Genomic DNA, 26,446 nt, shown 5'->3' with positions numbered 1-26,446 from the left:
AACGCCATCCTCCCTGCCAGCGCTGTCTGGATAAACCGCGATGATCGGCCTAGATTGATTGCCAATTCCAAACAATCAGGGCCCGCCATGGACCGTTTCGAGGCGATGCGGGCGTTTGCCCGGGTGGTGGAGACCGGCAGCTTCACCCGCGCCGCGCACACTCTGCAGGTCAGCCGCACCACGGTCACCCAGCTGGTGCAGCAGCTGGAGGCACACCTGCGGCTGCGCCTGCTCAACCGCACCACCCGACGGGTCAGCGTCACCGCCGATGGCGCGGCTTACTACCCGCGCATCGCCCGCCTGCTGGCCGAGCTGGAAGAGGTGGAGGGCGGGCTGGGTGACGCGGCCAGCCAGCCGCGCGGCCGCCTGCGGGTTGATGTACCCGGACCCTACGCGCGGTTGCGGCTGGTACCCGCACTGCCGGATTTCCAAGCGCGTTACCCGGAGATCCAGCTGGACATCGGCGTCAGTGACCGCGAGGTCGACGTCATCGCCGACAACGTTGACTGCGTGATCCGCGGCGGCACCCCGGCCGATCCGGCACTGGTGGCGCGGCCGCTCGGCGCGCTGTCGATCGGTTTCCACGCCAGCCCCGGCTATGTGCAGCGCTTCGGCCTGCCGACCGACCCACGCGCGCTGGAAGGACCCGACCACCACATGGTCGGCTTCCTCAGCCCGCGCAGTGGCCGGGCGCGGGTGTTCAGCGCGCAGCGCGGCGATGAGCGCGTTGAGGTGCAGGGCCGCTATACGGTCGGCTTCGATGACGGCAACGCCTATCTGGCCGCCGCGTTGGCGGGGCTGGGCGTGGTGGCGCTGCCCAGCTATATGGCCGAGCCGCATGTGGCGCGTGGCGAGCTGTTGCCGGTGTTGCTGGACTGGCAGCTGCCGCCAATGCCGATGCACGTGATGTTCCCGCCGAACCGGCACATGAGCCAGCGGCTGCGGGTGTTCATCGATTGGGTGGTGGAAGCGCTGGGCTGATCGCGCGCGCATCTGTAGAGCCGAGCCCACGCTCGGCTGCTTCTGGCATCACCAAGCCCGCGCTACGCACGCCAGCCGAGCGTGGGCCCGGCTCTACCGGCATGCGAAAATCACCACCGCACGCAACAGGACACATCGCCACGCATGAATCGCATCGTCGCACTGGACACCGAAACCACCGGCATCTCCCACCGCCTGGGACACCGCGTGATCGAAATCGGTGCCGTCGAGCTGATCGATGGCCAGCTCACCGGTCGCCAGTTCCACACCTACCTGCAGCCGCAGCGCAAGGTGGATTGGGGCGCACAGCGCGTGCACGGCATCAGCGATGCGATGCTGGTGGGCAAGCCGCTGTTCTCCAGCAAGGCGGCCGAACTGCTGGAGTTCCTGCGCGGCAGCGAGATGGTCGCGCACAACGCCACCTTCGATGTGGGCTTCCTGGACAACGAGCTGCGTCTGTCCGGTATCCCCGGCACGCTGGCCCAGCACTGCCGCATCACCTGCAGCCTGAAGCTGGCGCGCGGGCGCTGGCCGGGCCAAGGCAACAAGCTGGATGATGTGCTGCAGCGCCTGCGCATTCCCAGCCAGCGCGGCCTGCACGGCGCGCTCAAGGATGCCCATCTGCTGGCGCAGGTGATTCCGCACCTGCGCTGAGGCCTGGCCGCTGTTACACCGGCCGCAACCAGCGCTCGATCATTGCCACCCCACGTGCCACCCCGTCCTCATGGCTCATCGCCGCGCCCAGGGCTGCCGCGCGTGCGCGTGTTGCGTCGGTTTCAGCGAAGGTGATGGCTGCCGCCAGCGTTGCTGCATCCAGTCGCTTCGATGACAACGGTGCCGGTGCCACGCCCAACCGATGCAGGCGATCGGCCCAGAAGAACTGATCCGCGGCGAACGGCATCACCAGCGAGGGAATGCCGGCGCGGCAGGCCGAATGCGTGGTGCCGCTGCCACCATGGTGGATGGCGAGTGCGCAATGCGGGAACAGTGCTTCGTGTGGCGTCGGGCCGAGCACGAACACATCTGCTGGCAGCGCGCCCGTCGGCAGCCCGGCCCACCCCGGAAACAGCAGCACCCGGCGTGGCGCCAGCGCCTGCAGCAGGGCCGGCAGCACGCGCTCGCGATCAAACCCGGTCATGCTGCCAAAGCCCAGGTACACCGGCGGCGGCCCGGCATCGAGGAAGGCCTGCAGATCGACCGGGGGCTTCCACGGCGCATCAGGAAGCCGCCACTGGCCACAGACGATGTGGTCGGCTGGCCAGTCCGCCGGTGGCGGCAGCAGCTGCGGCGAGATGCCATAGAGCATCGGCAGGCCGGACCACAACGCGCGGCGCGGCGATTGCCCCAGTTGCTGGCGTGCCGCGTTGATCGGCCGGCGGAACTGGCGCCAGATCAGGCCGTTGACCAGCCCATAGCTGGCGCGGTTCAACCAGCCCGGCGAGCGTCCCGGTGGCAGGAACGGAGAGCGGAAGGCCCGCGTCGGGGTCAGCGGGATCATGCCGGTGCCGATGACCGGCATTCCGCGGCGTTCGCCCACGCTCATGCCGACGAAGGCCGCCAGTCCGCCGGTCAGAATCGCATCGCAGCCTTCGGCAGCCGCATCGGCCTGGCGCATCCAGCCGCTGACATGCTGCAGCGCCATCCGTGCCAGACCGGACCTGGCGGCGGCAACACCGTTGCCACGCGACACCAGGGCGACCACTTCGTCATGGATGTCGCCCTCAAGGGCCGCGTGGGGCACATCCAGGGCCTGCGCGCTGCCCAGGGTGCCGCCATCGGCCAGCAGTGTCACCGCGTGGCCTGCGCCGATCAGCCCATGGCAGAGCATGGCCAGCGGGCGCGTATCGCCTTCGGTTCCGTAGGTCAGGGCCAGCAGCCGCATGGAAAGCTCCGCAGTGATCCGGGCCAGTATGCCGGTTGGCGGGCTCCCGGCCCTGCCGGTTCAGCCGCAGCCTGTGGGTAACTTGCGCAACTGCTTGAACCCGTGCATAATGCGCGGCTCGCTGTGTCCGGTTTTCTACCGGGCGGCGCCCCCGGGAGCACGTCCCCGGCCGCCCAACGTCAGCCGCAGCCTGTGGGTAACTTGCGCAACTGCTTGAACCCGTGCATAATGCGCGGCTCGCTGTGTCCGGTTTTCTACCGGGCGGCGCCCCCGGGAGCACGTCCCCGGCCGCCCAACGCCAGCGTAACCCTTTGATTCTCTTGACGTGTGGTGGGCAACCATCGAGGCCGCCGTCGCCCGGGCTACGGGCTGACAACTACTACTATCGAGGTGCGCAATGTCCCGCGTATGCCAGGTTTCCGGCAAGCGAGTGCAGACGGGTAACAACGTCTCGCACGCCAACAACAAGACCCGTCGTCGTTTCCTGCCGAATCTGCACGAGCGCCGTTTCTGGGTGGCCAGCGAGAACCGCTGGGTCAAGCTTCGTGTTTCCGCGCATGCACTGCGCACCATCGACAAGAACGGCATTGATTCCGTTCTGGCTGAGCTGCGTGCGCGCGGCGAAAAGGTCTGAGGAGTAAAGCATCATGGCAGGCAAGCGCGATAAGGTCCGTATGATTTCCTCGGCCGGTACCGGCCACTTCTACACGACCGACAAGAACAAGAAGAACACCCCGGGGAAGATGGAATTCCTGAAGTACGATCCGGTCGTGCGCAAGCACGTCCTGTACAAGGAAGGCAAGATCAAGTAATCCGCACGGATTGCTGATCCCCGCGAAGAAACCCGCCCTTGTGGCGGGTTTTTTCATGCCTGGCATCCAGGTGGTGGGTGCCGACCGTTGGTCGGCACGCTCTCCCCGCACCCGGTAGCTGTCGACCCTGGTCGACACGCTGGCTCTCTGCCGTCGGTTCGAAAGGCAGTCGAGCATGGCTCGACTCTACAAATCCTGCTGGGCAGAATGGCCCATCACCTCCCGACGGGCGACGCGATGCTGTTCGAGTGGTTGCTGGGTTCGTATCTGCTGCTGATCGACTGGCTGATCCGGCTGGTCGCGCTGTGCTGGATTCCCACCCGCACCACGCCGGGGGCGGCGCGCAGCTGGCTGCTGCTGGTCGGCTTCGTGCCGCTGCTGGGCCTGCCGCTGTACCTGCTGTTCGGCCACCCGTGGCTTTCGCGTGAGCGCATCCGCCGCCAGGCCGAGGCCTCGCAGGTCATCCGCGAGGAACAGGCGCTGCAGCACCGCCTGCGCTGGACACCGCAGCCGGACACCGCAAGCGCCGAGATCGTGCCGCTGGTGCAGCGCCAGGGCGACTTCATGCCGGTGCATGGCAACGCCGTCGATCTGCTGACCGACTACGACGAATCGCTGCACACGCTGATCGCCGACATCGACCAGGCCGAAGACCGCGTGCACCTGCTGTACTACCTGATGTTCGATGACGCGGTCGGCGAGGCCATTGTCGAGGCCTTGCAGCGTGCCGCCGCGCGTGGCGTGCAGTGCCGCGTGCTGCTCGATGCGGTGGGCGCCAAGCGTGGCCTGCGCGCCTATCGCAAGCGCCTGCAGGCGCGCGACATCGAAGTGCGCGCGATGCTGCCCGGTGGCCTGCGCTGGCGCCGCAGCGGGCGCATGGACCTGCGCAACCACCGCAAGATAGCGGTGATCGACAACGAAGTGGCCTATGTCGGTTCGCAGAACCTGGCCGGTCCGCAGTTCGTGCCCGGCCACCCAAACCGCGAGCTGGTGGCGCGCGTGCGTGGCCCGGCGGTGGCGCATCTGGAAGCGGTGTTCGCCAGCGACTGGTACATGGAAACCGGCCAGCGCCTGGACGTGATCGCCGATGTGCCCGAGTGCAGCAACGACATCGCCACCCAGCTGCTGCCCAGCGGTCCCGCCTATCCCTACAGCAACGCACGCGATGCGGTGGCGGCGCTGATCCACCTGGCGCGGCGCCGGCTGGTGATGGTCACCCCGTATTTCGTGCCCGACGAAGCCACGCTGAGCGCCTTGCGCATTGCGGCCTTGTCCGGCGTGCAGGTGCAGCTGATCCTTTCGGCCAGCAACAACCAGCGGCTGACGTCATGGGCGCAGGAGGCCTACTACGACGAGCTGCTGCGCTGTGGCGTGCGCATCGCGCTGTACGAACCGCAGTTCCTGCACGCCAAGCACATGAGCGTGGACGAGGACATCGCCGTACTCGGCTCGATCAACATGGATATCCGTTCGTTCGCGCTGAATGCCGAGATCGGCCTGATCTGCTACGACCACGCGCTGGTGAAGCAGTTGTGCGGGATCGAGGACGGCTACCTGCGTGAGTCGCGGCAGTTGGATCTGCAGCAGTGGCGCAGTCGCCCCACGTGGCGGCGCAGCCGCGAAGGCATCGCGCGCCTGGCCGATGCGTTGATGTGAGCGGAGCGTGCAACCGACGAGGTGGATGCAACCGTTGGGGTGGATGCAACCGGCGGGGTAGAGTCGACTGTTAGTCGACTGCTCTTGCGATAAACATCCCGCGCTGCGCGCGATAGTCGACTAACAGTCGACTCTACCCCCGGTTATTCCCGTCATTCCTGTCATCGCCGATGGCCTACAATCGGTGCATGACTGATTCACCGCGTAATGGCGAACTGGACCTGGCAATCATCGGTGGTGGTGCGGCGGGGGTGCTGGTGGCGATCCAGGTACTGCGCCAGGCCCACGCGCCGCTGGCGCTGGCCATCTTCGAACCCGCCTCGCAGCTGGCCCAGGGTATCGCCTATGCCACGCCATGGCCGGAGCACCTGCTGAACGTACCGGCGGCAAAGATGAGTGCGTTTGCCGACCAGCCCGGCGATTTCCTCGACTACCTGACGGCTGCCAACGCCTACCCGGGCGAGGCGCGCGAGGTGCTGGGCGAGCGTTACGTGTGTCGCCATTACTTTGCTGCCTACCTGCAGCAACGCCTGCAGGAGGCCGTGGCCGCCAGCCCCGCACAGCTGCAGGTGATCGCGCAGCCGGTACTGGGCCTGCAGCCGGATGACCACGGCTACCAGCTGACACTCGGCGATGGCAGCACGCTGCATGCCGCGCAGGCGGTGCTCGCCACCGGCAACAGCATGCGGCCGCTGCCGGTGGCCGGTGCCGACGCACTGCCCGCCGATGACGTGATCGAGGCCTGGGACTACGACGGTGTGCGTACCCTGGCCGGCGACCAGGCCGTGGCCATTGTCGGCTCCGGCCTGAGCATGGCCGACACCGTGCTGGCGCTGGTCGCCGCCGGTCATACCGGCCCGCTGCATGTGATCTCGCGCCATGGCCTGCTGCCGTTGCCGCACGCGCACGGCGGCCTGCCCAGCTTCGATCCGGCGGTGCTGCTGCCGATGAACCTGCGCCAGCGCCTGCGTGCGCTGCGTGGCTTCGCCCGTCAAGCGCAGGCCGATGGCCTGCCGTGGCAGGGCGTGATGGACCGCATCCGTCCGCACGGGCAGGCGCTGTGGTGCAGCCTCGACGAGGCCGACCAGCGTCGTTTCCTGCGCCATGTGGTGCGCTACTGGGACGTGCATCGCCACCGCATCGCCGAAGAGGTCGACGCACAGCTGCAGGCGCTGACCGAAAGCGGCCAACTGCGCATTCACCGGTCCCGCCTGCAATCCGTCGGCCGCGAAGGCGATGCCCTGCGGCTGTCGGGTCGCGATGCCAACGGCAATGAACAGCACTGGACGATCGGCGGTGTGGTCAACGCCACCGGCGTGGAAACCCGCGCCAACGCGTTGCGCAATCCGTTGCTGCAGCAGCTGCAGGCCGAGGGCCTGGCACGCCCCGGCCCGCATGGGCTGGGCCTGGACAGCACGGTGCCGGGCGACCGCCTGCGCGCCGCCGGTGGCCAGCCGCAGGCGCGGCTGGGCGTGCTCGGCAGCCTGCGCATCGGCAGCCTGTGGGAAAGCCTGGCGGTGCCTGAACTGCGTCAGCAGGCGCAGGCGCTCGCCACCGAAGTGGTCGCAGGAGCCGCGACGGCGATGCCGTAAAATGGGGGCATGGATGTCTCCCACCTGCTTGATGGCCTGAACCCGGCCCAGCGCGAAGCCGTCTCCGCTCCTCCCGGCCACCACCTGGTGCTGGCCGGTGCCGGTTCCGGCAAGACCCGCGTACTCACCCACCGCATCGCCTGGCTGCATGAAGTCGATGGCGTGCCGACCCACGGCATTTTCGCGGTGACTTTCACCAACAAGGCGGCCGGCGAGATGCGCCACCGCATCGACACCCAGCTGCCCCATGGCAGCCGTGGCATGTGGATCGGTACCTTCCACGGCCTGGCCAACCGTCTGCTGCGCCTGCACTGGCAGGACGCCAAGCTGCCCGAAGGCTTCCAGGTGATGGACTCGGACGACCAGCTGCGGCTGGTCAAGCGCGTGGTGCAGGCGCTGGAGCTGGACGACGGCAAGTACCCGCCCAAGCAGATCGCGTGGTGGATCAACGCGCAGAAGGACGAAGGCCGCCGCCCGCAGCACATCCAGCCCGAACCGCACGACGCGTGGCTGGAAACCATGCGCCAGGCCTACATCGAGTACCAGGCGCGCTGCGACCGCGCAGGCCTGGTCGACTTCGCCGAGCTGCTGCTGCGCGCGCACGAACTGCTGCGCGACAACCCGGCCCTGCTGGCGCATTACCGCGCCCGCTTCCGCGAAATCCTGGTGGACGAGTTCCAGGACACCAACGCCATCCAGTACGCCTTCGTGCGCGTGCTGGCCGGCGATTCCGGCCACGTGTTCGTGGTCGGCGACGATGACCAGGCCATCTACGGCTGGCGCGGTGCCAAGGTCGAGAACGTGCAGGGCTTCCTGCGCGACTTCCCGGGTGCGCAGACCATCCGCCTGGAGCAGAACTACCGCTCCACCGCCAACATCCTCGGCGCCGCCAACGCGGTGATCGCGCACAACCCGGACCGCATCGGCAAGCAGCTGTGGACCGACAGCGGCGACGGCGAGCCGATCGACCTGTATGCGGCGTACAACGAGATGGACGAGGCGCGCTACATCGTCGAGCGCGCCCGCCAGTGGGTGCGCGACGGTGGCAGTTACACCGAAGTGGCCGTGCTCTACCGCAGCAACGCGCAGTCGCGCGCGCTGGAAGAAGCGCTGCTGAGTGAACAGGTGCCGTACCGCGTGTATGGCGGCATGCGCTTCTTCGAGCGTGCCGAAATCAAGGACGCGCTGGCCTACCTGCGCCTGCTGTCCAACCGCAATGATGACGCCGCTTTCGAGCGCGCGGTCAACACGCCCACCCGGGGCATCGGCGACCGCACGCTGGACGAAGTGCGCCGCGAGGCGCGTGCGCAGGGCATTTCGTTGTGGGAAGCGACGATGCTGGTCACCCAGGGCAGCGCGCTGGCCGCACGTGCGCGCAATGCACTGGCCGGCTTCCTGGGGCTGGTCAACGAGCTGCAGGCGCAGACCGTGCACATGACGCTGGCCGAGCGCGTGGACCACGTGCTGGCCCGCTCGCAGCTGCGCGAGCACTGGAGCAAGGAAAGCCGCAATTCGCTGGACTCGGAATCGCGCACCGACAACCTCGACGAACTGGTCTCGGTCGCCTCGCGCTTCGTGCGCCGCGCCGACGACATCGAGGAAGTGGGCGAGGACATGGACGAGCTGGTCGCGTTCCTGGCCTATGCCGCGCTGGAGGCCGGTGAAGGCCAGGCGCAGGCCGGCGAGGACGGTGTGCAGTTGATGACCCTGCACTCGGCCAAGGGCCTGGAATTCCCGCTGGTGTTCCTGGCAGGCATGGAAGACGGCCTGTTCCCCAGCGCACGTTCGCTGGAAGAAAGCGGGCGGCTGGAGGAAGAGCGTCGCCTGGCCTACGTCGGCATCACCCGCGCGCGCCAGAAGCTGGTGCTGAGCTACGCCGAATCGCGCCGCATCCACGGCCAGGACAACTACAGCCTGCCGTCGCGCTTCCTGCGCGAGATTCCGCGCGAGCTGCTGCACGAAGTGCGCCCGAAGGTGCAGGTCTCGCGGCCGGCATTGATGGGCGCCAGCCGGGTGATGGGCCACGCCTCGATCGAGGCACCCCCGGTCAAGCTCGGCGCGCTGGTTACCCATCCCAAGTTTGGCGAAGGCATGGTGACCGACTACGAAGGCAGCGGCGCACACGCCCGCGTGCAGGTCGAATTCGCCGACGCCGGCAGCAAGTGGCTGGTGATGGCCTACGCCAACCTGACGGTGATCTGATCACCGTCGAGGGGCGGGATACCTGTAGAGCCGAGCCTATGCTCGGCTGCTTGTACCGCCAAAAGCAGCCGAGCATGGGCTCGGCTCTACAATAGGCGGCACTTCTTCCAGGAACGCCCCATGACCGAACCCACGCTGCACGTCACCGTGAAGTTGAACGCCCGGCTGCAGCCGGAGCATCGCCACGAGCTGTTCGAGGATCCGCTTGACGCGTTGCTGCAGGCGGCCCAGGTGGGCGAGCTCACCGGCGGCGGCACTGCGATGTCCGATCTGGGTGAGGTCGAATACGGCGACATCGAAGTGGCGCTGGTCGATGCGAGTGGCGTGCCGAAGCTGATCGACCTGCTGGAGCAGCTGGGTGCGCCGAAGGGGTCGAAGATCCAGGGGGCAGGCGAAGCGGATCGCAGCTTCGGCGTGACCGAGGGCCTGGGCATCTACCTGGACGGCCTGAACCTTCCGGACGACGTCTACGAGCAGTGCGATTCCAACCACGTGTTCGAGCAGCTGTCCGAGCGCATTGATGGCCTTGGCGAGATCTGCAGCTGGTGGCAGGGCCCGAGCGAGACCGCGCTGTACATGTACGGCCAATCGTTCGAGGCGATGCGCGATGCAATCGCTGAATTCGTGGGCAGCTACCCGCTGTGCCAGAACGCACGCGTGGTGCAGATCGCCTGAGCGACATTGTTGTAGAGCCGAAGGTAGCGGCAGTAGCCGCTGCCAACGTCGCTTGCGACGGCCCGAAGGGTGCCGGTCAGGACGACCGGCATAGCCAGGCTCGGCTGCTTTTCCCGCCAGAAGCAGCCGAGCATGGGCTCGGCTCTACAGAAGGGGGGGCGGGCAAGCGGGTGGCGCGCACGGGCGCTGCTCTACGCCGGATTGATCCTGCTCAAGGCGCAGCCTGCACATCCGGTGTGCAATGGTGTCGTTCCCATCTGGCAGATCGCCACGGAGCCCTACCATGTACAAGCGCATCCTGATTGCCACCGACGGGTCCGAGCTGGCCGACAAGGGCCTGGCCAAGGGCCTGGAGCTGGCCAAGGACCTCAATGCCGAGGTCGATATTGTGACTGTGTCCGAGCCGTGGGCCGTCGGCATGTACGACGCCATGGGCTGGAGCGTGGGCTACATGAACAGCCCGGAATACAAGGCTGACCGCGAGGAAGGCGCGCAGAAGGTGCTGCAGCCGGCGCTGGCCAAGGCCGCCGAGCAGGGCATCACCGCCAACCCGGTGCACGTGCTGGACCGCTACGCGGCCGACGGCATCATCGAGACGGCGGCCGAGCGCAACAGCGACCTGATCGTGATGACCTCGCATGGCCGCCGGGGCATGACCCGCGTGCTGCTGGGCAGCCAGACCGCCGAGGTGCTGGCGCGCAGCACGCTGCCGGTGCTGGTCATCCGCTGATTCAAGTGTTCCCGGGGAGGGGACCCGACGCCGGCCGCAGGATGCGCGCCGGCGTTGTTTTTTGTGGGGGGCGGGGTGGATCCACGCATGGCGTGGATCTACTGAGTTGCAGGGATCCGACCCCGGTCACATCACCAGCTGTACAGCTTCCAGTACACCGGCGACACGCCATCCTTGTCGTTGTCGAATCGGCCATCGCCGTTCTTGTCGTACATGTAGAACGGGGCACCGCGCGACGGCGTCACCTTGACCATGCGCAGCTGGCCGGACACACGGTATTCCTCGATGACATCGCCGTTGTCCATAGTGCGCTTGGAGACATCGGCGCCCTTGACGTCCACCGGGGGAGCACCTGCGCCACCCATGCTGGCGCAGCCAGCGAGCAGGAGCAGGGAAGCCAGCATCAGGGTCTTCATCGGCAGGGGCCTTTGCCTGGAGAGAGCCCTGATTATGCCCCATCGCCAGGTGCGTGCCGTGTCGTCGCGGTGCAGGCACGGGCGCGTAGAATCGGCGCATGAGCAGATTAGTCCTGATCGACGGGTCCAGTTACCTGTACCGCGCGTTCCACGCGCTGCCGCCCCTGTCCAATGCACAGGGTGAGCCTACCGGCGCGCTGTTCGGCGTGGTCAACATGCTGCGTTCGACGCTGAAGGAGCGCCCGGCCTACGTCGCGTTCGTGGTCGATGCGCCCGGCAAGACCTTCCGTGATGACCTGTACGACCAGTACAAGGCCAACCGCCCGCCGATGCCCGATGAGCTGCGCAGCCAGGTCGAGCCGATGTGCCGCATCGTCGAAGCGCTGGGCATCAGCATCCTGCGCATCCCCGGCGTGGAAGCCGACGATGTGATCGGCACGCTTGCGCTGCAGGGCCTGGCGCAGGACCTGAAGGTGACCATCTCCACCGGCGACAAGGACTTCGCCCAGCTGGTGCGCCCGGGTATCGAGCTGGTCAATACCATGACCGGCAGCCGCATGGATTCCGACGCGGCGGTGATGGACAAGTTCGGCGTGCGCGCCGATCAGATCGTCGACCTGCTGGCGCTGATGGGCGACGCGGTCGACAACGTGCCGGGCGTGGAGAAGTGCGGGCCGAAGACCGCTGCCAAGTGGCTGGCCGAGTACCAGTACCTGGACGGGGTGATGGCGGCCGCGCCGACCATGAAGGGCAAGATCGGCGAGAACCTGCGCGCCGCGCTGGAGCGCCTGCCGCTGAACCGCGAGCTGGTGACCATCCGCACCGACCTGGCGCTCGAGGCCAGCCCGACCAGCCTGGCGCTGCGCGAGCAGGACGTGCCGGAGCTGACCGAACTGTATACGCGCTACGGCTTCACCCAGGCCCTGAAGGAACTGGGTGCGCCTGTGCCGGCGCCGGCAGCGGCCAGCGAGGCCACCCCGAGCCTGCGCGGTACCGCGGCCGGCTTCGCGCGGGGCAGCGCCGAGGCGCCCGCCGCCGGCACGCTGGATCCGGCACTGTCCGCGCCGGGTGAATACGAGACCGTTCTGACCGCCGAGCAGCTGCAGGCCTGGGTCGAGCGCCTGCAGCAGGCCGACCTGATCAGCTTCGACACCGAAACCGATGCGCTGGACGCGATGCGCGCGCGCCTGGTCGGTATCAGCCTGGCGGTCGAGCCGGGCAGGGCGGCCTACATTCCGGTCGGCCATGACTACCCGGGTGCGCCGGCCCAGCTGCCGATGCAGCAGGTGCTGGATGCGCTGCGGCCGGCGCTGCAGGACCCGGCGAAGAAGAAGCTGGGCCAGCACGGCAAGTACGACCTGCATGTGCTGCGCCGCCACGGCGTGGAGGTGCAGGGCTACCACGACGACACCATGCTCGAGAGCTTCGTGCTCAACTCCACCGCCACCCGTCACGACATGGATTCGCTGGCCCTGCGTTACCTGGGCTACAGCACCGTCAAGTTCGAGGACGTGGCCGGCAAGGGCGCCAAGCAGATTCCGTTCTCGCAGGTGGGCATCGACGAAGCCAGCCGCTATGCGGCCGAGGACGCCGACATTACCCTGCGCCTCCATCGCGCGCTGCAGCCGCAGCTGCTGGCCGAGCCGGCGCTGGACAGCGTGTACCGCGACATCGAGATGCCGCTGGTGCCGGTGCTGGCCAGCATTGAAGCCAACGGCGTGCGGATCGACACCGACGAACTGCGCCGCCAGAGCCAGGACCTGTCCTCGCGCATGCTGGCCGCGCAGCAGAAGGCCACCGAGCTGGCCGGCCGCAGCTTCAACCTGGATTCGCCCAAGCAGCTGCAGGCGGTGCTGTTCGACGAGCTGAAGCTGCCGGCGGTGGTGAAGACCCCGAAGGGCCAGCCCAGCACCAATGAAGAGGCACTGGAGGCAATTGCCGACCAGCACGAGCTGCCACGGGTGATCCTCGACTACCGCGGGTTGGCCAAGCTGCGCAGCACCTACACCGACAAGCTGCCGGAGATGGTCAACCCGGACACCGGCCGGGTGCATACCAGTTACCACCAGTCCGGTGCCGCCACCGGCCGCCTGTCCTCGTCGGACCCGAACCTGCAGAACATCCCGATCCGCACCGAGGACGGTCGTCGCATCCGCCGCGCGTTCATCGCCCCGGAAGGCTGCCAGCTGCTGGCCGCCGACTATTCGCAGATCGAGCTGAGGATCATGGCGCACCTGTCCGAGGACCCGGGCCTGGTGCGCGCCTTCGAGCAGGGCGCCGACGTGCACCGTGCCACCGCCGCCGAGGTGTTCGGGCGCACGCTGGAGGAGGTGACCCCGAACGAGCGCCGCGCCGCCAAGGCGATCAACTTCGGCCTGATGTACGGCATGAGCGCCTTCGGCCTGGCCCGCAACCTGGGCATTGACCGCGGCCAGGCGCAGGATTACGTGGCGCTGTACTTCAGCCGCTACCCGGGCGTGCGCGACTTCATGGAACGGATGCGCCAGCAGGCCCGCGACCAGGGCTATGTGGAAACCCTGTTCGGCCGCCGCCTGTACCTGAACGACATCCACGCCCGCAACCAGGGCCTGCGTGCCGGGGCCGAGCGCGCCGCGATCAACGCGCCGATGCAGGGCACAGCCGCCGACATCATCAAGCGCGCGATGGTGGATGTGGACCAGTGGCTGCGCGACAGCGGGGCACCGGCACGGATGATCCTGCAGGTGCACGATGAACTGGTGTTCGAAACCGAAAGCAGTTTCGTCGAAGACTTGCGCTTGCAGGTGGTGGAACGCATGTCGCAAGCGGCCAAACTGCGGGTGCCGCTGGTGGTCGATACGGGCGTCGGCAGCAACTGGGATGAAGCGCACTGACCGCATTCCTGGCCGAAAACGACGTGAATTTGTTCATGAGTCGGGGGTTTCTGACTCGACCATGAATGTTGCCCCGATTGAATTTCATTAAATGGGGCCCCTTCACGAACCGTTAGTGTTCGGAGTGCTTCTATAACTCCCGACAGGCGCAATGCCTGTTGTGGATCTCTCCCATCCCCTGGAGCAGATCTCGGAACGGGGACTCCTCCCCAAGTGCCCGTTCCCCGGCCCCGTTGACCTCCCCCTGGTCAGCGGGGCTTTTTATTTGTGCCGATGGAATACCCCAGGCGCCGATGGGGCAAAGGGATCTGACCCCAGGTGCTAGGCTGGGCCACCGTTCCGCAGGGGAAGACCATGCCCGACCTGTTCGCCCTGGCCATGCCGTGGTGGGAATTCATCCTGCGCGCGGTGGTGGTCTACGTCGTGGTGCTGGGCATGGTCCGGCTGGGCGGCAAGCGGGCTCTGGGGCAGATCACGCCGTTCGACGTGCTGCTGATCGTGCTGCTGGGCAACGCGGTGCAGAACGCGCTGCTGGGCACGGATACCTCGCTGGGCGGCGGCCTGCTGCTGGCGGCGACCCTGATCCTGCTGAACTACGGGGTGGGCTGGCTCACCACCCGGAATCGGCGCATGGAGCGGTTGATCGAAGGAGAACCCACCGTAATCGCGCGCGATGGTCGCCTGTTCGAGGCAGTACTTCGCCGCGAGCTGATCAGCCGCGCCGACTTCGATGCCGCGCTGCGCCAGCAGGGCGGGCTGCAGATTGAAGATGTGCAGATTGCCCTGCTGGAGACGACAGGGCACATCACCATCATCGCGCGGAAGGGCAGCTGACCAGCGCCGAGCCCACGCCACGCGCGACGACACCCCTCAGAGCCAGTCGCGCGGCACCAGGTAGTCGGCCAGGCGCGATTCGGGGCTGCCGGGTTCGGGCGAGAAGCCGTATTCCCAGCGCACCCGCGGCGGCAGGCTCATCAGGATGCTTTCGCTGCGGCCACCGCTCTGCAGCCCGAACAGGGTGCCGCGGTCGTAGACCAGGTTGAATTCCACGTAGCGGCCGCGGCGGTACAGCTGGAACTCGCGTTCGCGCTCGCCATAGATGGCGTCCTTGCGCTGCTGCACGATCGGCAGGTAGGCGTCGAGGAAGCCATCGCCGACCGCGCGCAGATAATCGAAATCGCGCTCGAAGTCGCCGTGCAGGTCGTCGAAGAACAGACCGCCGACGCCGCGCGTTTCGTTGCGGTGGCGCAGGAAGAAGTACTCATCACACCAGCGCTTGTGCGCGGCGTAGCGTTCGTCGCCGAACGGTGCACACAGATCGCGTGCGACCCGGTGCCAGTGCTGCACGTCCTCGTCGAACGGGTAGAACGGGGTCAGGTCGAAGCCGCCGCCGAACCAGCTGGCCACCACTTCACCGTCGCGCTGCGCCTGGAAAAAGCGCACGTTGGCATGGGTGGTCGGCACGTACGGGTTGAGCGGGTGGAACACCAGCGACACGCCGGTGGCGCGCCAGGAGGCGCCCGCCAGTTCCGGGCGGTTGGCCGAGGCCGACGGCGGCAGGCGGCTGCCAGCAACGTCGGAGAAGCCGATGCCGGCCTGCTCGAACACCGCACCGTCGCGCAGCACGCGGGTACGCCCGCCACCGCCCTCTGCACGCTGCCACAGGTCTTCCTGGAAGCGGGCCCGGCCATCGACGGCCTCGATCGCCGCACAGATGCGGTCCTGCAGGTCGGTGAGGTAGGTGCGCACGCGCTCGAATTCATTCATGGCGCGTACTTTACCGCAGGGCCCGGCCAACGCTGCGGACAGGCCCTGGCAGGCTCAGCGCTTGCGGTTGGAAGCGCGCGGCGCCGGAGTGTCCTCGGCCGTCGCTTCGTCCACCGCCTCCTGCAGGACGCGGCCCAGCTCCAGGGCGCTCCAGTTTCCGGTGTCCAGCACGTCGCAGGCGACGTGGCGCCCGCTGCGGTCGGCGGCACACAGCCGCTCCAGCGTCGCATGGGCGTCGACGTCGCTGCTGCGGCCCTGCGCTGCGACCAGGTTTTCGCAGCCCTCGCGCACGCCGGCACGGCACACGGTGGTGTAGTGCTCTGCCGCCTGTCGCCACTGGCCGGACAGCGCAAGACGGTTGCCAAGAATGTTGCAGCCCTGCAGCTTGCCCTGCGCGCAGCAGGCTTCGGCACCGCCGCTGGCCAGCGCCTGCGGGCAGTCCTGCGGCAGCGGCAGCACCGTGTAGTGTTTCGGCGGGCTGCAGGTGCTCGCGCCCTCGCCGGTCGGCACGAACACCTGGAAGCGTGTCCACGTGTCCAGGCCCAGCAGCTGGCCCCCGGGCAACGGCCGCAGCACGAAGTCGCCGCCCTTGTCGTGGCGGATGCGGATGTCGCCGTCTTCGACACGAGCACGCAGCTGGCTGTCCCAGCCGATGCCGACCCGTCCTGCATCGCCGAAGTCCAGCGTATCCATCAGGCCACCTGCGGCGCGGAAGGTGCCGCAGGGCAGCGCCGTAGCCGGCTGCGGTCGCAACGAGGCGCCCAGCGCCTGCAATGCAGGCAGGCGCTCGCAGGCGGCGCTGTCCTTGCCGGGCGCGCACGCTGTGGTCAGTGCCTGCACCGCCTGCAAGGGGTCGCCGGATTCCCACGAGAGCTCGGCTACGCGGCTGCAGAAGCCGCCATGGCCGACCTGCTGGCACAACTGCAACAGCTGCTGGCGCTGCGCGGCCGGCACCACTACCGGCGTGGAGGGTGACAGCACGGAGCTCACGGCTTCGACCATCGCCGCACCCATCGCGGCCTTGACGATCTGCTCCCGCAGCGCCGGATCCGCTTCCAGCGCCGCTGCGCAGGCCGGTGTCTCGTTGCTGAAGCCGCCATTCCGGCACGGCACAGGCAGTTCGATGCCGGCCAGTGCGGTATCGAGGAGGGCCTGTTGCTGCGCCTCATCCGGCGTGGCCGGCGCCCTGGCCTCGTCATGCCAGCGATCGGCCAGCTGCAGGCACATGCCGGGCACGCCTTCCCGGCACGCCGCTGCCAGCACGGTCGGGGTCGCCTCGTGGCGGTTGTCCAGGCAGGCCGCCGCATCGGCCAGGCAGCTGCCCGCAGCCGGCGCAGCGGCTGCGGCGCACTGTGCAGGGGCCTGCAGGGTGTAGACCGTGCCGTCCACCTCGAGGGTGCGGCCACGGTCGCGCACCTGCAGCGCGCTGGGCAGGCCATATTCCAGACTCACCAGCTGCAGCTTGCCTTCGATCTGCTGGAACGCGACCGGGGTCGGAGCGCTGCCGAAGTGCTTCTGCTCGCCACGGTTGGATGAGCTGACGCGCAGCGTGCTGCTGCCTTCGTCGGCCTTGAACAGGCCGCATTGCGGTGCCTGTGCCGCGGCCACCGGCGTGGCCAGCAGCAACGCCCAGGCCAGCCAGTGGCGGTACGGTGCGAGTGAGAGCATGTCGACTCGTTGACGATCAAAAGCAAAACGCCGGGTGCTGCCGGAGGCCCTGGCCCACACCCGGCAGAACTCAGCGGAAGCGCGCGCGCACGTCGGGGCGCAGCAGGCGCCAGGCCAGCCAGCCCTGCAGGCCGAGAAGCACGAACGACATGCCGACCACGGTCAGCGTGATCAGCCAGCGTTTCAGCTGCAGCTCCTGCAGCAGGGCCGGGTCATCGGCCAGCAATGGGATGAGGTCGCGCATGAACACGTCCAGCCACCAGGCGACTGCGAAGTTGCTCAAGCCGCTCAACAGCAGCAGCACCACGAAGCTCCACAGGCCCCAGCGACGTTCACGCAGCAGGCCCCAGCTGGACACGGTCGAGGCCAGGCACAACAGCGCGACGATCATTGACGCGGCCACCGGGTGCGCCAGCAGCCAGACCAGGCTGTGCAGCTGCTGGTGCTGCACTTCGCTTTCCACCAGGTGCCACAGCGCAAGGTGGTTCAGCGGCCACAGCACCAGTCCCTGCAGCACGAAGTAGATCGTCAGCAGCAGTGACAGCCAGAACGAGGCCTGTGCCACCGGGCGCACCCAGGCGTGATAGGCCGGGGACGGCGGCGAGGGGATCGACGGGATCGACATTGACATCCGATGTCCTTGCAGTCGGCGCCCGCCTGCTCAGCGGACCGTCACCCGGGTGGCGACCGCCGGCAGGATATGGTGTTCGCTCAAGGGTGCCAAGGGCAGGCCATGCGGCGGTTGCAGCGGCACCCAGGCCAGCTCGGCGATCTCGGCGCGCGCCTGCGGCGCACCGTCCACCTGCACCCACCAGGCCTGTGCCTGCACGCGGTGGCCGGGTTCGTTCACCGCCCAGTCCTCGAACGTGCCCAGCCCGATGGCGGCATTGGCGCGCAGCTGTACCCCCAGTTCCTCGTCCAGCTCGCGGGCCAGCGCCTGCAGGGGCGCCTCGCCGGGTTCGGGCTTGCCACCTGGCTGGATGAAGCGGCGTGCACCGTGCTTGCGCACCACCAGCGCCTGGCCGCGGTCATCCAGGATGACCGCAGCCACGATCCGGATCGTGGCTGCGGCGTTGCTCACTTCAGGTTCTGCTCGAACAGCTTGAGGATGCGCTTGTACTGGTCCAGCCAGGAATCGGCACGCACGTAGCCGTGACGTTCCAGTGGGTACGGGGCGATCGACCAGTTGTCCTTGTGCAGTTCGATCAGGCGCTGGGTCAGGTTCACCGAATCCTGGAAGAACACGTTGTCATCCATCATGCCGTGGGCGATCAGCAGGTTGTCCTGCAGGTTCTGCGCATACTCGATCGGCGAGGAAACGCGGTACGCCTCCGGGTCGATGTCCGGGGTGTTGAGGATGTTGCTGGTGTAGCCGTGGTTGTAGTTGTGCCAGTCCACCACCGGGCGCAGCGCGGCGCCGGCCTTGAAGGTGCCCGGCGAGCGGAACAGCGCCATGAAGGTCATGAAACCGCCGTAGGAACCACCGTAGATGCCGGCGTGGTCGCGGTCACCCTGCTGGGTGTCGACCAGCCAGTCCAGGCCGTCCTTGTAGTCTTCCAGTTCCGGGTGCCCCATGTTGCGGTAGATGGCCGTGCGCCAGTCGCGGCCGTAGCCCTCGCTGCCGCGGTAATCCATGTCCAGCACGATGTAGCCCTTCTGCACCAGCAGGTTGTGGAACATCTGCTCGCGGAAGTAGGCCGGGTAGCGCTGGTGCACGTTCTGCAGGTAGCCGGCGCCGTGCACGAACATCACGATCGGGTACTTCTTCCCCGGTTCCTTGTTTTCCGGTTCGTAGTACTTGGCCCAGACCACGCCAGCACCATGCTTGGACGGCACTGCCACCAGCTTCGGCTGGATCCACTGGCGCGCCTTGTAGTCGGCGGTGCGGGTGTCGGTCAGCACGCGTGCCTGGCCACCGGCACTGGGCAGCACGGCCAGCTGCGGCGGCAGGTAGGCGCCGGAGTAGCGCACCAGCAGCTGCTGGCCGTCCGGCGACAGCGAGAAATCCTCCACGCCGTTGAGGCTGGTCAGCTCGCGCACCTGGCGGCTGCCGGTGTCGACCGCGCAGACTTCGTAGTCATGCGGCGCCTGCTGGTTGCACAGGAAGTAGAAGCCCTTGCCATCGGCCGACGGCACCGGCGCCGAGGTTTCCCACTTGCCGCTGGTCAGCGCCTGCGGCTTGGCCGTGCCGGCCTGGGTATACAGGTGCGAGAAGCCCGATTCCTCCGACAGCAGCCACAGCGTGCGGCCATCGGCCATCCAGCCGAAATCGTTGAAGCCCCAGTTGATCCAGGCGTTGTCGGTCAGGCGGTGGCGGTTCTGCACACGGCCGTCGGCAGCGTTGACGCTGATGATCCAGCGGTCCTTGTTGTCGTTGGCACGCAGCATCACCGCGGCCTGCTGGCCATCGGCGCTCCAGCGGATGCCGCCGCCCATGAAGTCGCTCATCACCTGCACGCTGCGCTCACCCTTCAGCGCGTCCTTGCCGGCCTTGCGGCGCAGTTCGGCCAGCGGGTCGGTGCTGATGCCCGGCAGGCTGGCCAGCGAGAGCTTTTCGGCCTTGCCGGTGCGCACGTCCACGTACCACAGCGTGTGCGGCTCGAAGCCGTTGCGGCCGACGCGGGTGCGGGTGTCCTCGGTTTCCTCGTAACCCGATTCGGTCACATACAGCGGCATCTTGCTGGTGCGGCCGTCGTCGAAGTCCTTCGGCTTGGTCACCACGATCAGGTGGGTCAGGTCCGGCGACAGCACGCTGTCGGCGATCTCCACGTCGGCGCCCAGGTACACCGGGCCCGGCGCACGCGTCGGGTCGGCTTGGCGCCAGCGCTGGTCCTGGTCCTTCAATGCCTCGCGCTGCTCGCGGTCGCGGCGCAGGGTTTCCAGCGTGCGCAGCTGCTGGTCGCGCAGCACATCGGCCTTCGGCGGCGTACGCGGATCCTTTTCGGCCTTCAGGCTGGCCACCTGCTGCACGCCGCTGGCGGCGGTCCAGTGGAACCAGTTCTGGCCGACGCGCCAGATCACGCCATTGTCGGCGGCGAAGTTCACGTTGCCCGCGCGTTCGTTGCTGCGGGTGAGCTGGGTCAGCGCGCCACTGCGCAGGTCGCGCACGAACACATCGCCATTGCGCACGAAGGCGCTGCGGCTGCGGTTGCGATCGTAGACGGGATCGGCCACGTCCAGGGTGCCGCGCTGGTCATCGGCCACCTGCGCGGCCACGCCGCCGGTCAGCGGCTGGCGGAAGGTGTCGCGTACCGGGCTGCCGCTGCGCTTGAGCTGGTACTCCACCTGCTGGCTGTTCCACGACCACCAGGCCTTCTCGACCGGCGGACCGATCCAGTCCGGGTCGGCCATCGCCTGTTCAATGGTGATCGGCGTCGGCGCGGCGTGCGCGGCCGGTGCGGCCAGCACGGCCGACAGCAGGAGGGACAGGGGCAGCACTCGGGACATGGGCGGACGGCACCAGAAGAGGAAACCGGCCAAGGGTAGCAGCCGTCCGGGCCGGGGGCAGGGGCCACAGGTCATGGCAGCGGCATTGGCAAAGTGGCGCAACCGGTTGCCGTGGTCGCGCATCCATTCTCCTGAACCCGCATCATCCACCGAACAGGAGCCCGACCATGCAGGAATTGATCCCGATCACCCTCTTCATCTGCATCGCCTACGCGATCCACGCCATTGCCGATGCCCGCGCGCGTAGCAAGCTGGTGGCCCCGCACGTGCCCGAGGAAGTGATCCGCTCGCTGGCCGTGCTGGAAGAAGAGCGCCGCCGCCAGGGCGCGCTGCGCTGGGGCATCAGCTTGGTCAGCTTGGCCGTGGCGATGGGCCTGCTGGAGGCGATCGGTGCACGCGAGCTGACCTTCGGCGCCACCGCTGCGATGGTTGGCAGCGCCGGCCTTGGCCAGCTGCTGGCTTGGCACTTCACCCGCCCTGCCGCGCGCAAGGGCTGAGCCGGCGCATGCCACGGGCACAGGGGGCGCCCCGTAGATGAGCCTGCTCGGCGAAGCATTGTCGGCACTGCGGGGCCATCGCCGCCACGATACGGCGGCGACGGCGGCACCCATCGAACCGCTGGATGCGGACCAAGCCTTGGTGCGGGCCATCATCGACGGCTCGCAGTCGGCCTTCGCGCAGCTGGTGGAGACCCACCAGCGCACCTGCGCGCATGTGATCGGACGCATGGTGGGCGACCGCGACCAGGTGGCTGACCTGCTGCAGGAAACCTTCCTGGCCGTGTTCCGCCAGCTGCACCGGTTCCGCTTTGAATCCTCTTTGCGCACCTGGGTTTCACGGGTGGATTACACCACGGCGTTGCAGCACCTGCGCCGGCGACGGCTGGAGGCGCAATGGATGGTGGCGGTGGAAGTACCCGAGGAACTGGGTATTGGCGATGAAGGGCCGGGGCCGGCTGAACTGAGCGAGGCGCTGCAGGCTGGTCGCCATCTTGGCGAGGCGCTGGAACGGCTGAGTGCACCGCAGCGGCTGATCGTCGGCCTGCATTACCTGGAGGATTTCGATCTGGCCGAGATCGAGCAGGTGACCGGGCTGGCACGCGGTACCATCAAGAGCCACCTGCACCGCGCGCGCCAGGTCCTGAAGCAGGAACTGACGCGGCATGCCACTGCCGGAGAGCTGCTGTGAACCCACCCACCGACCCTCGCGATGCGGAAGAGCGCGCGCTGGCGCAGGCGTTGCGTGAGCAGGCTCGGCAGGAAGAAGCGCCGGACGTGAGTGAGGCGCTGCAGAAGCGCATTGCCGCTGAGTCGCGCGACAGTGGCGTGGGCTATGTGGTGGTGCAGGTAATGCTGGTGGGTGCGCTGCTGGCGGCCGGCGCTTGGTACTTCTGGGTCTAGAAGAACATTGACGCCCGCAACTGCTTTGGGACGTTTCTTCCTCCAACTTCCGATCAGATATCCAAGCGTCGGGCGTTGTCTCCACGTCGGCAGTTGGCCTTTCCCGTCAGACTCCGTCACGTCGGCCTCGTCATCAGTGGCAGTCGCTCTATCCAGGGTCCGCGAGCTACGTGTGTTTCCTGAGGAAAGTTGCAAACTCCATCCCTCCGCTTGAGTCGGAGTTTCACAATCAGAGACTCTCAACCATCAGCTTCCACGGGTATGGAGTGAGAATCACATGGACAGGTGCGCCAGTAATCCAACGCCGGCTGCAGTTGGATGATGCTCTACTACATCCAGCTTTCGCTTGCCCGTTTCAAGCAACGGATCGGCACTCATCTGGCAATCGCTCTCATGCTGGGTGCGGGGGTAGGGATCACCACCGTGATGCTCTCCATTGTTCTCCAGGCATCGTCGGATCCCGCACCAGGCCGGAGCTCCGCATTGTTCCGCCCGTACCTTGACGCGCGTCCAGATGCCCTGCGCAGTGGTTCCCCGGATCCGGGACAGGCACTGACCTGGCCAGATGCGAAGGCGCTTCTGGGCCAAGGTGGGACGTGGAAACAGGCAGCAATGGCAGGGGGGGCGGTGACGCTCTCCCGGCCGGGAGCCTCCAGCGCAAGGCTGCGTGCGAGGTTCGCTACGTCGGAAGTCTTCAGTGTGCTTGGCATTGCCGTTGTTCAAGGACGGGCATGGACCGCCGAGGAGGGGCATGCTGCGAGTCGAATCGTGGTGCTTTCGCGTGCGCTCGCCGCGCGTGAGTGTGCACAGGACTGTGTTGGTCATCGGTTGGAACTGGGCAGGCGCACCTATACCGTTGTGGGTGTCGCGGAGGACTGGCATCCGGTGCCGATGTTTCAGGGAGATCTCACACGCCGGCCGTTTGTGGAACCTGACGAGATCTACCTGCCGGTTGAGACCGCAATCGCGGACAGGCTGACTGTTGTGGACGGGACGGCGATTTGGGGAGGTGACCAGGACACGGACCCTGCAGGAGCCAACGTGTCATGGCTTCAATTGTGGGCGTGGCTGCCCACCGCAGATGATGTCGCCGCCTACCGGGCGAATCTGAATGCCTATGCACAGGCAAAGGGTCTTCGGATCGAACCAGGCACCCAGCAGGTGGCACTCTGGCCTTTGAAGGATTGGCTGGACAGGCTGGGATTGGTTCCAGAGCGGGCCAGGATGCAGCTTCGGCTGTCACTGATCCTTCTCGGTGTGTGCATCGTCAACGCGGCGGCGCTGCTCAGCTTCAGTCTGGGGCGCCGTCGGCGGGAGCTCGCGATACGACGTGCACTGGGCGCGCGACGCCGGGACGTGTTCATCCAGCTCATGTGGGAATCCATCGCGGCGGGAGCCGCAAGCAGTGCGCTCGCTGTCGTCACCTATATGCTGGGAATCCGGGTGGTTGCTGCGGGAGACGTTCTGCCCAGCGCGATAACCGCGATGCATGCTGGGGCAATGCTGATGGCCGCCGGCCTGGGAGTCGTCACGACGTTGCTCTGTTCATTGGTCCCGTCGTTTGAAATCTGCAGGGTCAGCTCCCTTTCGAATGCCTTTGCGAAGGGGGTTGCCTGAAATGATCGAATCGATGAGGGAGACTCGACGGCATTTGGGAAGCGCCGCACTGCTTGCAGTGCAGGCAGCGCTTGCAAGCCTGGCATGTGCGTTCGCACTGCAATCTGCGCTGGACAGCTTCGCCAGATTGAACACCGGGAGCATCCGGGAGGCAGCATCGATTGGTGTGGTCAGGGTATCCGATGTCGAAGAAGGCGCGGATGCAGCAGTGCAGCGGGCAGACCTGTCCGCGATCCGGCTGCCCGGTGTTCAGGACACGGTTGTGAGCGACGCTGTTCCGTTCGGAGGAAGAGCCCATCGATACGGCGTATGCACCAGTGAGTCGGCCATGGTGTATTCGATGAATGCGGGTACGACAGACGTTGCCGGATGTGATCGCATTCCCGTGGTAACTGCAAGCTCTGGTCTGCTGGCGATGCTGGGCGCGGGAATCGTCCTGGGGCGGGACGCCACGGAGGACGACATGGTTGAAGGCACTCCGGTGGTGCTGATCAGTGAATCGCTGGCTGCCCGACTGTTCGGAACGGAGAGTGCTGTTGGCCGCCACCTGTATTTCGGCCCCGGCAGCAGCCGGGTCATCATGGGCGTGTTTGCCTCTGTTGCTGGACCGGCACCAGGAGGTAATGAGCGGGACTCGCAGTGGGCGCTGCTTCCGGGCCTCCCCATGGGCGCCAGTCGCTACTATCTGGCGAAGTGGAGGTCGGAGGTTGATCGTTCATCGCTTGATCGTACTGTCGATGCGCTGCAGCGGCCTTACCGGATCGTGACTCCGGCCGGTGTCGAGACCCTGGCGGGATATCGCGATGCCTACGTCAAAGCTGATCGCTTTGCTACGACCGTGCTCGCGGTCATGACGGCCGTTGTTCTCGGTGTGCTGATGGCCGGCGTTTCCGGAGTTGTAGGCGCGTGGCTTGACCGGCGCCGGTACTCCATCGGGGTTCGACGGACATTGGGTGCTCGCAGGTCCGTGATCTTCGCCGAAATCATGTTCGAGGTTTCACTGTTCACCACGCTGGGCGCCCTGCTCGGCGCGGTGTCGTTGCAGTGGGTAGGGTCGCCGCAGGACGGCATCACAGGTTCACCGTGGTTCTCGATATCGAGCGCTGTCGTGCTGGTGATGGCGGCCTGCTTGACTGCACTTGTACCCCGCGCCCTGCGAATCGCCAAGGAGCCGCCCTTGGCCTTGCTGAAGCCCCTGTAGCCCATTCATCCTGTCACCCGGCTTCCCCTGCGACAAAGTGAAGCAGCGCGTCACCCGGTCGCATCCCGTCTTAACGAAATCCTCCTAAAGTGGTCCGGTATCCCACCGGTCACAGGCAGGAGGCGTCCCTTGGACGCGTTGTTGTTGTCCCGGATCCAGTTCGGATTCGTCATCAGTTTCCACGTGCTGTTCCCCGCCTTCACCATTGGCACGGCCAGCTGGCTGGCCTTCATCGAATGGCGCTGGCTGCGCACGAAGTTGCCCGTGTGGCGCGAGCTGTATTTCTTCTGGCAGAAGATCTTCGCGGTGTCGTTCGGCATGGGCGTGGTCAGCGGCATCGTCATGGCCTTCCAGTTCGGTACCAACTGGCCGCGGCTGAGCGAGGTGGCTGGCACGGTCATCGGCCCGCTGCTGACCTACGAGGTGCTGACCGCGTTCTTCCTGGAAGCCAGCTTCCTCGGCGTGATGATGTTCGGCTGGGGCCGGGTCTCGCCGCGCCTCCATTTCCTGTCCACCTGCATGGTCGCGCTGGGCACGCTGTTCTCCACGTTCTGGATCCTGTCGTCCAACAGCTGGCTGCATACACCGGCCGGCTACGAGATGGTCAACGGCATCGTGCATCCAGTCGATTGGTGGCAAGTGGTGTTCAACCCCTCGTTCCCCTATCGCCTGGCGCACATGGCGCTGGGTTCGTTCATCACCACCTGTTTCGTGATCGGTGGTGTCGGTGCGTGGTACCTGCGCAAGGGCACGCATGTGGAAGCGGGCCGGCGCATGCTGGTGGCAGCGGTGGCGTTCGCGGCACTGACCGTGCCGGTGCAGATTTTCGTCGGCGACATGCATGGCCTGAACACGCTCAAGCACCAGCCGATGAAGATAGCGGCGATGGAAGCGCACTGGCATGAAACCAAGGAGGGCGAGGGCGTACCGCTGGTGGTGTTCGCGCTGCCGAACGAGAAGGAAGAGCGCAATGATTTCGAAGTTGCCATCCCGAAGCTGGGCAGCGTGATCCTCACCCACAGCCTGGACGGCACCTTCGACCCGCTCACTTCGGTACCGTCCAGCGAGCGGCCGCCGGTGACGCCGGTGTTCTTCGCCTTCCGCATCATGGTCGGGCTGGGCACGCTGATGCTGCTGCTGGCCTGGGTGTCGGCGTTCCAGTTGTGGCGCAGGAAGCTGCTGGATTCGCCGTGGCTGCTGCGCGGCTGGAACTGGATGCTGCCCAGCGGCTTCATCGCGCTGCTGTCCGGGTGGTTCGTCACCGAGATGGGCCGCCAACCGTGGGTGGTGTATGGCGTGCTGCGCACCGCTGATGCGGTCGGCCCGCAGAGCGCGTGGATGACCGCGCTGTCGCTGGCGGTCTACGTCGTTGGCTACGCCTTCGTGTTCGGCTGGGGCATCTGGTACCTGGTGAAGATCCTGCGCCACGGACCGCGTCCGCACGATGATGGGCCATCGCTGGACCACGGCAGCCACACCCCGGCACGCCCGCTGTCGGCGGCCGACGAACCGCTGGAGGAGCGCTGA

At 66.9% G+C, this 26,446-nt stretch carries 24 protein-coding genes; 17 read left to right on the top strand and 7 right to left on the bottom strand.

The window, feature by feature from the left end:
* Positions 1-87 precede the first annotated feature (87 nt).
* Together AC5P9W_RS03560 and dnaQ are read left to right on the top strand one after the other, a co-directional pair.
* Positions 88-981, top strand: a complete 894-nt coding sequence (locus tag AC5P9W_RS03560) for a LysR family transcriptional regulator (protein WP_206621670.1) — start codon at positions 88-90, stop codon at positions 979-981.
* 144 nt (positions 982-1,125) lie between these two features.
* Positions 1,126-1,635, top strand: a complete 510-nt coding sequence (dnaQ, locus tag AC5P9W_RS03555) for a DNA polymerase III subunit epsilon (RefSeq protein ID WP_111102312.1) — start codon at positions 1,126-1,128, stop codon at positions 1,633-1,635.
* Positions 1,636-1,648: 13 nt separating this feature from the next.
* Here the strand turns inward: dnaQ and AC5P9W_RS03550 are convergent, their stop codons facing one another.
* Entirely contained in the window at positions 1,649-2,863 is a 1,215-nt protein-coding gene (locus AC5P9W_RS03550) for a nucleotide disphospho-sugar-binding domain-containing protein (RefSeq protein WP_206621671.1), read from the bottom strand.
* Between the two features lie 397 nt (positions 2,864-3,260).
* Between AC5P9W_RS03550 and rpmB the strand changes: the two genes are divergently transcribed.
* The 7 genes from rpmB to AC5P9W_RS03515 all read left to right on the top strand — a co-directional run bounded on the left by rpmB (position 3,261) and on the right by AC5P9W_RS03515 (position 10,530).
* Positions 3,261-3,497, top strand: a complete 237-nt coding sequence (rpmB, locus tag AC5P9W_RS03545; protein WP_005411638.1) for a 50S ribosomal protein L28 — start codon at positions 3,261-3,263, stop codon at positions 3,495-3,497.
* Between the two features lie 10 nt (positions 3,498-3,507).
* Positions 3,508-3,675, top strand: a complete 168-nt coding sequence (rpmG, locus tag AC5P9W_RS03540; protein ID WP_169411268.1) for a 50S ribosomal protein L33 — start codon at positions 3,508-3,510, stop codon at positions 3,673-3,675.
* Between the two features lie 237 nt (positions 3,676-3,912).
* A complete protein-coding gene (gene cls, locus AC5P9W_RS03535; RefSeq protein ID WP_329866902.1) occupies positions 3,913-5,331 on the top strand; it encodes a cardiolipin synthase in 1,419 nt (472 codons plus the stop codon).
* Between the two features lie 170 nt (positions 5,332-5,501).
* Positions 5,502-6,923, top strand: a complete 1,422-nt coding sequence (locus AC5P9W_RS03530) for an FAD/NAD(P)-binding protein (RefSeq protein WP_329866843.1) — start codon at positions 5,502-5,504, stop codon at positions 6,921-6,923.
* 9 nt (positions 6,924-6,932) lie between these two features.
* The gene (uvrD, locus tag AC5P9W_RS03525; RefSeq protein ID WP_329866845.1) at positions 6,933-9,125 is read left to right on the top strand and encodes a DNA helicase II; all 2,193 of its coding nucleotides are present in this window, start codon (positions 6,933-6,935) and stop codon (positions 9,123-9,125) included.
* 120 nt (positions 9,126-9,245) lie between these two features.
* Positions 9,246-9,800 carry a hypothetical protein gene (locus AC5P9W_RS03520; RefSeq protein ID WP_111102308.1) on the top strand — a complete coding sequence of 185 codons (555 nt, stop codon included), beginning with the start codon at positions 9,246-9,248 and terminating at the stop codon, positions 9,798-9,800.
* Positions 9,801-10,083: 283 nt separating this feature from the next.
* A complete protein-coding gene (locus AC5P9W_RS03515) occupies positions 10,084-10,530 on the top strand; it encodes a universal stress protein (protein WP_111102307.1) in 447 nt (148 codons plus the stop codon).
* Positions 10,531-10,661: 131 nt separating this feature from the next.
* On the opposite strand, the gene AC5P9W_RS03510 is transcribed toward AC5P9W_RS03515, so the two are convergent.
* A complete protein-coding gene (locus AC5P9W_RS03510; RefSeq protein WP_005411628.1) occupies positions 10,662-10,946 on the bottom strand; it encodes a DUF2782 domain-containing protein in 285 nt (94 codons plus the stop codon).
* Positions 10,947-11,044: 98 nt separating this feature from the next.
* On the opposite strand from AC5P9W_RS03510, the gene polA reads away from it, so the two are divergent.
* Together polA and AC5P9W_RS03500 are read left to right on the top strand one after the other, a co-directional pair.
* Positions 11,045-13,819, top strand: a complete 2,775-nt coding sequence (gene polA / locus AC5P9W_RS03505) for a DNA polymerase I (RefSeq protein ID WP_495218796.1) — start codon at positions 11,045-11,047, stop codon at positions 13,817-13,819.
* A 354-nt stretch (positions 13,820-14,173) separates the two neighbouring features.
* Entirely contained in the window at positions 14,174-14,653 is a 480-nt protein-coding gene (locus AC5P9W_RS03500; RefSeq protein ID WP_021203514.1) for a DUF421 domain-containing protein, read from the top strand.
* 36 nt (positions 14,654-14,689) lie between these two features.
* Here the strand turns inward: AC5P9W_RS03500 and hemF are convergent, their stop codons facing one another.
* The 5 genes from hemF to AC5P9W_RS03475 all read right to left on the bottom strand — a co-directional run bounded on the left by hemF (position 14,690) and on the right by AC5P9W_RS03475 (position 20,701).
* On the bottom strand, positions 14,690-15,586 hold the full coding sequence (gene hemF, locus AC5P9W_RS03495) for an oxygen-dependent coproporphyrinogen oxidase (protein ID WP_021203513.1): 897 nt from the start codon (positions 15,584-15,586) through the stop codon (positions 14,690-14,692).
* A 54-nt stretch (positions 15,587-15,640) separates the two neighbouring features.
* Complete coding sequence (locus tag AC5P9W_RS03490; RefSeq protein ID WP_111102305.1) at positions 15,641-17,254, bottom strand: hypothetical protein; 1,614 nt, start codon at positions 17,252-17,254, stop codon at positions 15,641-15,643.
* A gap of 70 nt (positions 17,255-17,324) precedes the next feature.
* Positions 17,325-17,885: a hypothetical protein gene (locus AC5P9W_RS03485; RefSeq protein ID WP_111102304.1), complete on the bottom strand. Its 561-nt coding sequence runs from the start codon at positions 17,883-17,885 to the stop codon at positions 17,325-17,327.
* Positions 17,886-17,915: 30 nt separating this feature from the next.
* On the bottom strand, positions 17,916-18,335 hold the full coding sequence (locus AC5P9W_RS03480) for an NUDIX hydrolase (RefSeq protein WP_111102303.1): 420 nt from the start codon (positions 18,333-18,335) through the stop codon (positions 17,916-17,918).
* On the bottom strand, positions 18,332-20,701 hold the full coding sequence (locus AC5P9W_RS03475) for an alpha/beta hydrolase family protein (protein ID WP_206621675.1): 2,370 nt from the start codon (positions 20,699-20,701) through the stop codon (positions 18,332-18,334). The genes AC5P9W_RS03480 and AC5P9W_RS03475 overlap by 4 nt, the downstream gene beginning before the upstream one ends.
* Before the next feature lie 167 nt (positions 20,702-20,868).
* Here AC5P9W_RS03475 and AC5P9W_RS03470 point away from each other — a divergent pair, with 167 nt between their 5' ends.
* From AC5P9W_RS03470 to AC5P9W_RS03445, 6 genes are all read left to right on the top strand, one after another.
* Positions 20,869-21,198 (top strand): hypothetical protein, encoded by a 330-nt coding sequence (locus AC5P9W_RS03470; RefSeq protein ID WP_206621676.1) that lies wholly within the window; start codon positions 20,869-20,871, stop codon positions 21,196-21,198.
* A gap of 37 nt (positions 21,199-21,235) precedes the next feature.
* The gene (locus AC5P9W_RS03465) at positions 21,236-21,889 is read left to right on the top strand and encodes an RNA polymerase sigma factor (protein WP_111102301.1); all 654 of its coding nucleotides are present in this window, start codon (positions 21,236-21,238) and stop codon (positions 21,887-21,889) included.
* A complete protein-coding gene (locus AC5P9W_RS03460; RefSeq protein WP_206621677.1) occupies positions 21,886-22,101 on the top strand; it encodes a hypothetical protein in 216 nt (71 codons plus the stop codon). Before AC5P9W_RS03465 ends, AC5P9W_RS03460 begins: the two co-directional genes overlap by 4 nt.
* Positions 22,102-22,422: 321 nt before the next feature.
* The gene (locus tag AC5P9W_RS03455; RefSeq protein WP_241744991.1) at positions 22,423-23,718 is read left to right on the top strand and encodes an ABC transporter permease; all 1,296 of its coding nucleotides are present in this window, start codon (positions 22,423-22,425) and stop codon (positions 23,716-23,718) included.
* A gap of 1 nt (position 23,719) precedes the next feature.
* Positions 23,720-24,919, top strand: a complete 1,200-nt coding sequence (locus tag AC5P9W_RS03450) for an ABC transporter permease (RefSeq protein WP_495218789.1) — start codon at positions 23,720-23,722, stop codon at positions 24,917-24,919.
* A 129-nt stretch (positions 24,920-25,048) separates the two neighbouring features.
* Positions 25,049-26,446, top strand: a complete 1,398-nt coding sequence (locus AC5P9W_RS03445; RefSeq protein ID WP_021203503.1) for a cytochrome ubiquinol oxidase subunit I — start codon at positions 25,049-25,051, stop codon at positions 26,444-26,446.

The organism is Stenotrophomonas sp. YJH_SMC_33 (assembly GCF_059372295.1).
Note: the sequence above shows the minus strand (reverse complement) of the source record. Positions and strands in the feature narration are given on the sequence as shown.

What these genes read in the sequence shown, in the direction of transcription:
- AC5P9W_RS03450 (WP_495218789.1), top strand. Translation starts at nt 23,720, where the DNA reads ATGATCGAATCGATGAGGGAGACTCGACGGCATTTGGGAAGCGCCGCA.
- AC5P9W_RS03470 (WP_206621676.1), top strand. Translation starts at nt 20,869, where the DNA reads ATGCAGGAATTGATCCCGATCACCCTCTTCATCTGCATCGCCTACGCG.
- AC5P9W_RS03455 (WP_241744991.1), top strand. Translation starts at nt 22,423, where the DNA reads ATGCTCTACTACATCCAGCTTTCGCTTGCCCGTTTCAAGCAACGGATC.
- cls (WP_329866902.1), top strand. Translation starts at nt 3,913, where the DNA reads ATGCTGTTCGAGTGGTTGCTGGGTTCGTATCTGCTGCTGATCGACTGG.
- dnaQ (WP_111102312.1), top strand. Translation starts at nt 1,126, where the DNA reads ATGAATCGCATCGTCGCACTGGACACCGAAACCACCGGCATCTCCCAC.
- rpmB (WP_005411638.1), top strand. Translation starts at nt 3,261, where the DNA reads ATGTCCCGCGTATGCCAGGTTTCCGGCAAGCGAGTGCAGACGGGTAAC.
- AC5P9W_RS03515 (WP_111102307.1), top strand. Translation starts at nt 10,084, where the DNA reads ATGTACAAGCGCATCCTGATTGCCACCGACGGGTCCGAGCTGGCCGAC.
- AC5P9W_RS03485 (WP_111102304.1), bottom strand. Translation starts at nt 17,885, where the DNA reads ATGTCAATGTCGATCCCGTCGATCCCCTCGCCGCCGTCCCCGGCCTAT.
- hemF (WP_021203513.1), bottom strand. Translation starts at nt 15,586, where the DNA reads ATGAATGAATTCGAGCGCGTGCGCACCTACCTCACCGACCTGCAGGAC.
- AC5P9W_RS03490 (WP_111102305.1), bottom strand. Translation starts at nt 17,254, where the DNA reads ATGCTCTCACTCGCACCGTACCGCCACTGGCTGGCCTGGGCGTTGCTG.
- uvrD (WP_329866845.1), top strand. Translation starts at nt 6,933, where the DNA reads ATGGATGTCTCCCACCTGCTTGATGGCCTGAACCCGGCCCAGCGCGAA.
- AC5P9W_RS03510 (WP_005411628.1), bottom strand. Translation starts at nt 10,946, where the DNA reads ATGAAGACCCTGATGCTGGCTTCCCTGCTCCTGCTCGCTGGCTGCGCC.
- AC5P9W_RS03530 (WP_329866843.1), top strand. Translation starts at nt 5,502, where the DNA reads ATGGCCTACAATCGGTGCATGACTGATTCACCGCGTAATGGCGAACTG.
- AC5P9W_RS03500 (WP_021203514.1), top strand. Translation starts at nt 14,174, where the DNA reads ATGCCCGACCTGTTCGCCCTGGCCATGCCGTGGTGGGAATTCATCCTG.
- AC5P9W_RS03475 (WP_206621675.1), bottom strand. Translation starts at nt 20,701, where the DNA reads ATGTCCCGAGTGCTGCCCCTGTCCCTCCTGCTGTCGGCCGTGCTGGCC.
- AC5P9W_RS03465 (WP_111102301.1), top strand. Translation starts at nt 21,236, where the DNA reads ATGAGCCTGCTCGGCGAAGCATTGTCGGCACTGCGGGGCCATCGCCGC.
- AC5P9W_RS03550 (WP_206621671.1), bottom strand. Translation starts at nt 2,863, where the DNA reads ATGCGGCTGCTGGCCCTGACCTACGGAACCGAAGGCGATACGCGCCCG.
- AC5P9W_RS03560 (WP_206621670.1), top strand. Translation starts at nt 88, where the DNA reads ATGGACCGTTTCGAGGCGATGCGGGCGTTTGCCCGGGTGGTGGAGACC.
- AC5P9W_RS03520 (WP_111102308.1), top strand. Translation starts at nt 9,246, where the DNA reads ATGACCGAACCCACGCTGCACGTCACCGTGAAGTTGAACGCCCGGCTG.
- polA (WP_495218796.1), top strand. Translation starts at nt 11,045, where the DNA reads ATGAGCAGATTAGTCCTGATCGACGGGTCCAGTTACCTGTACCGCGCG.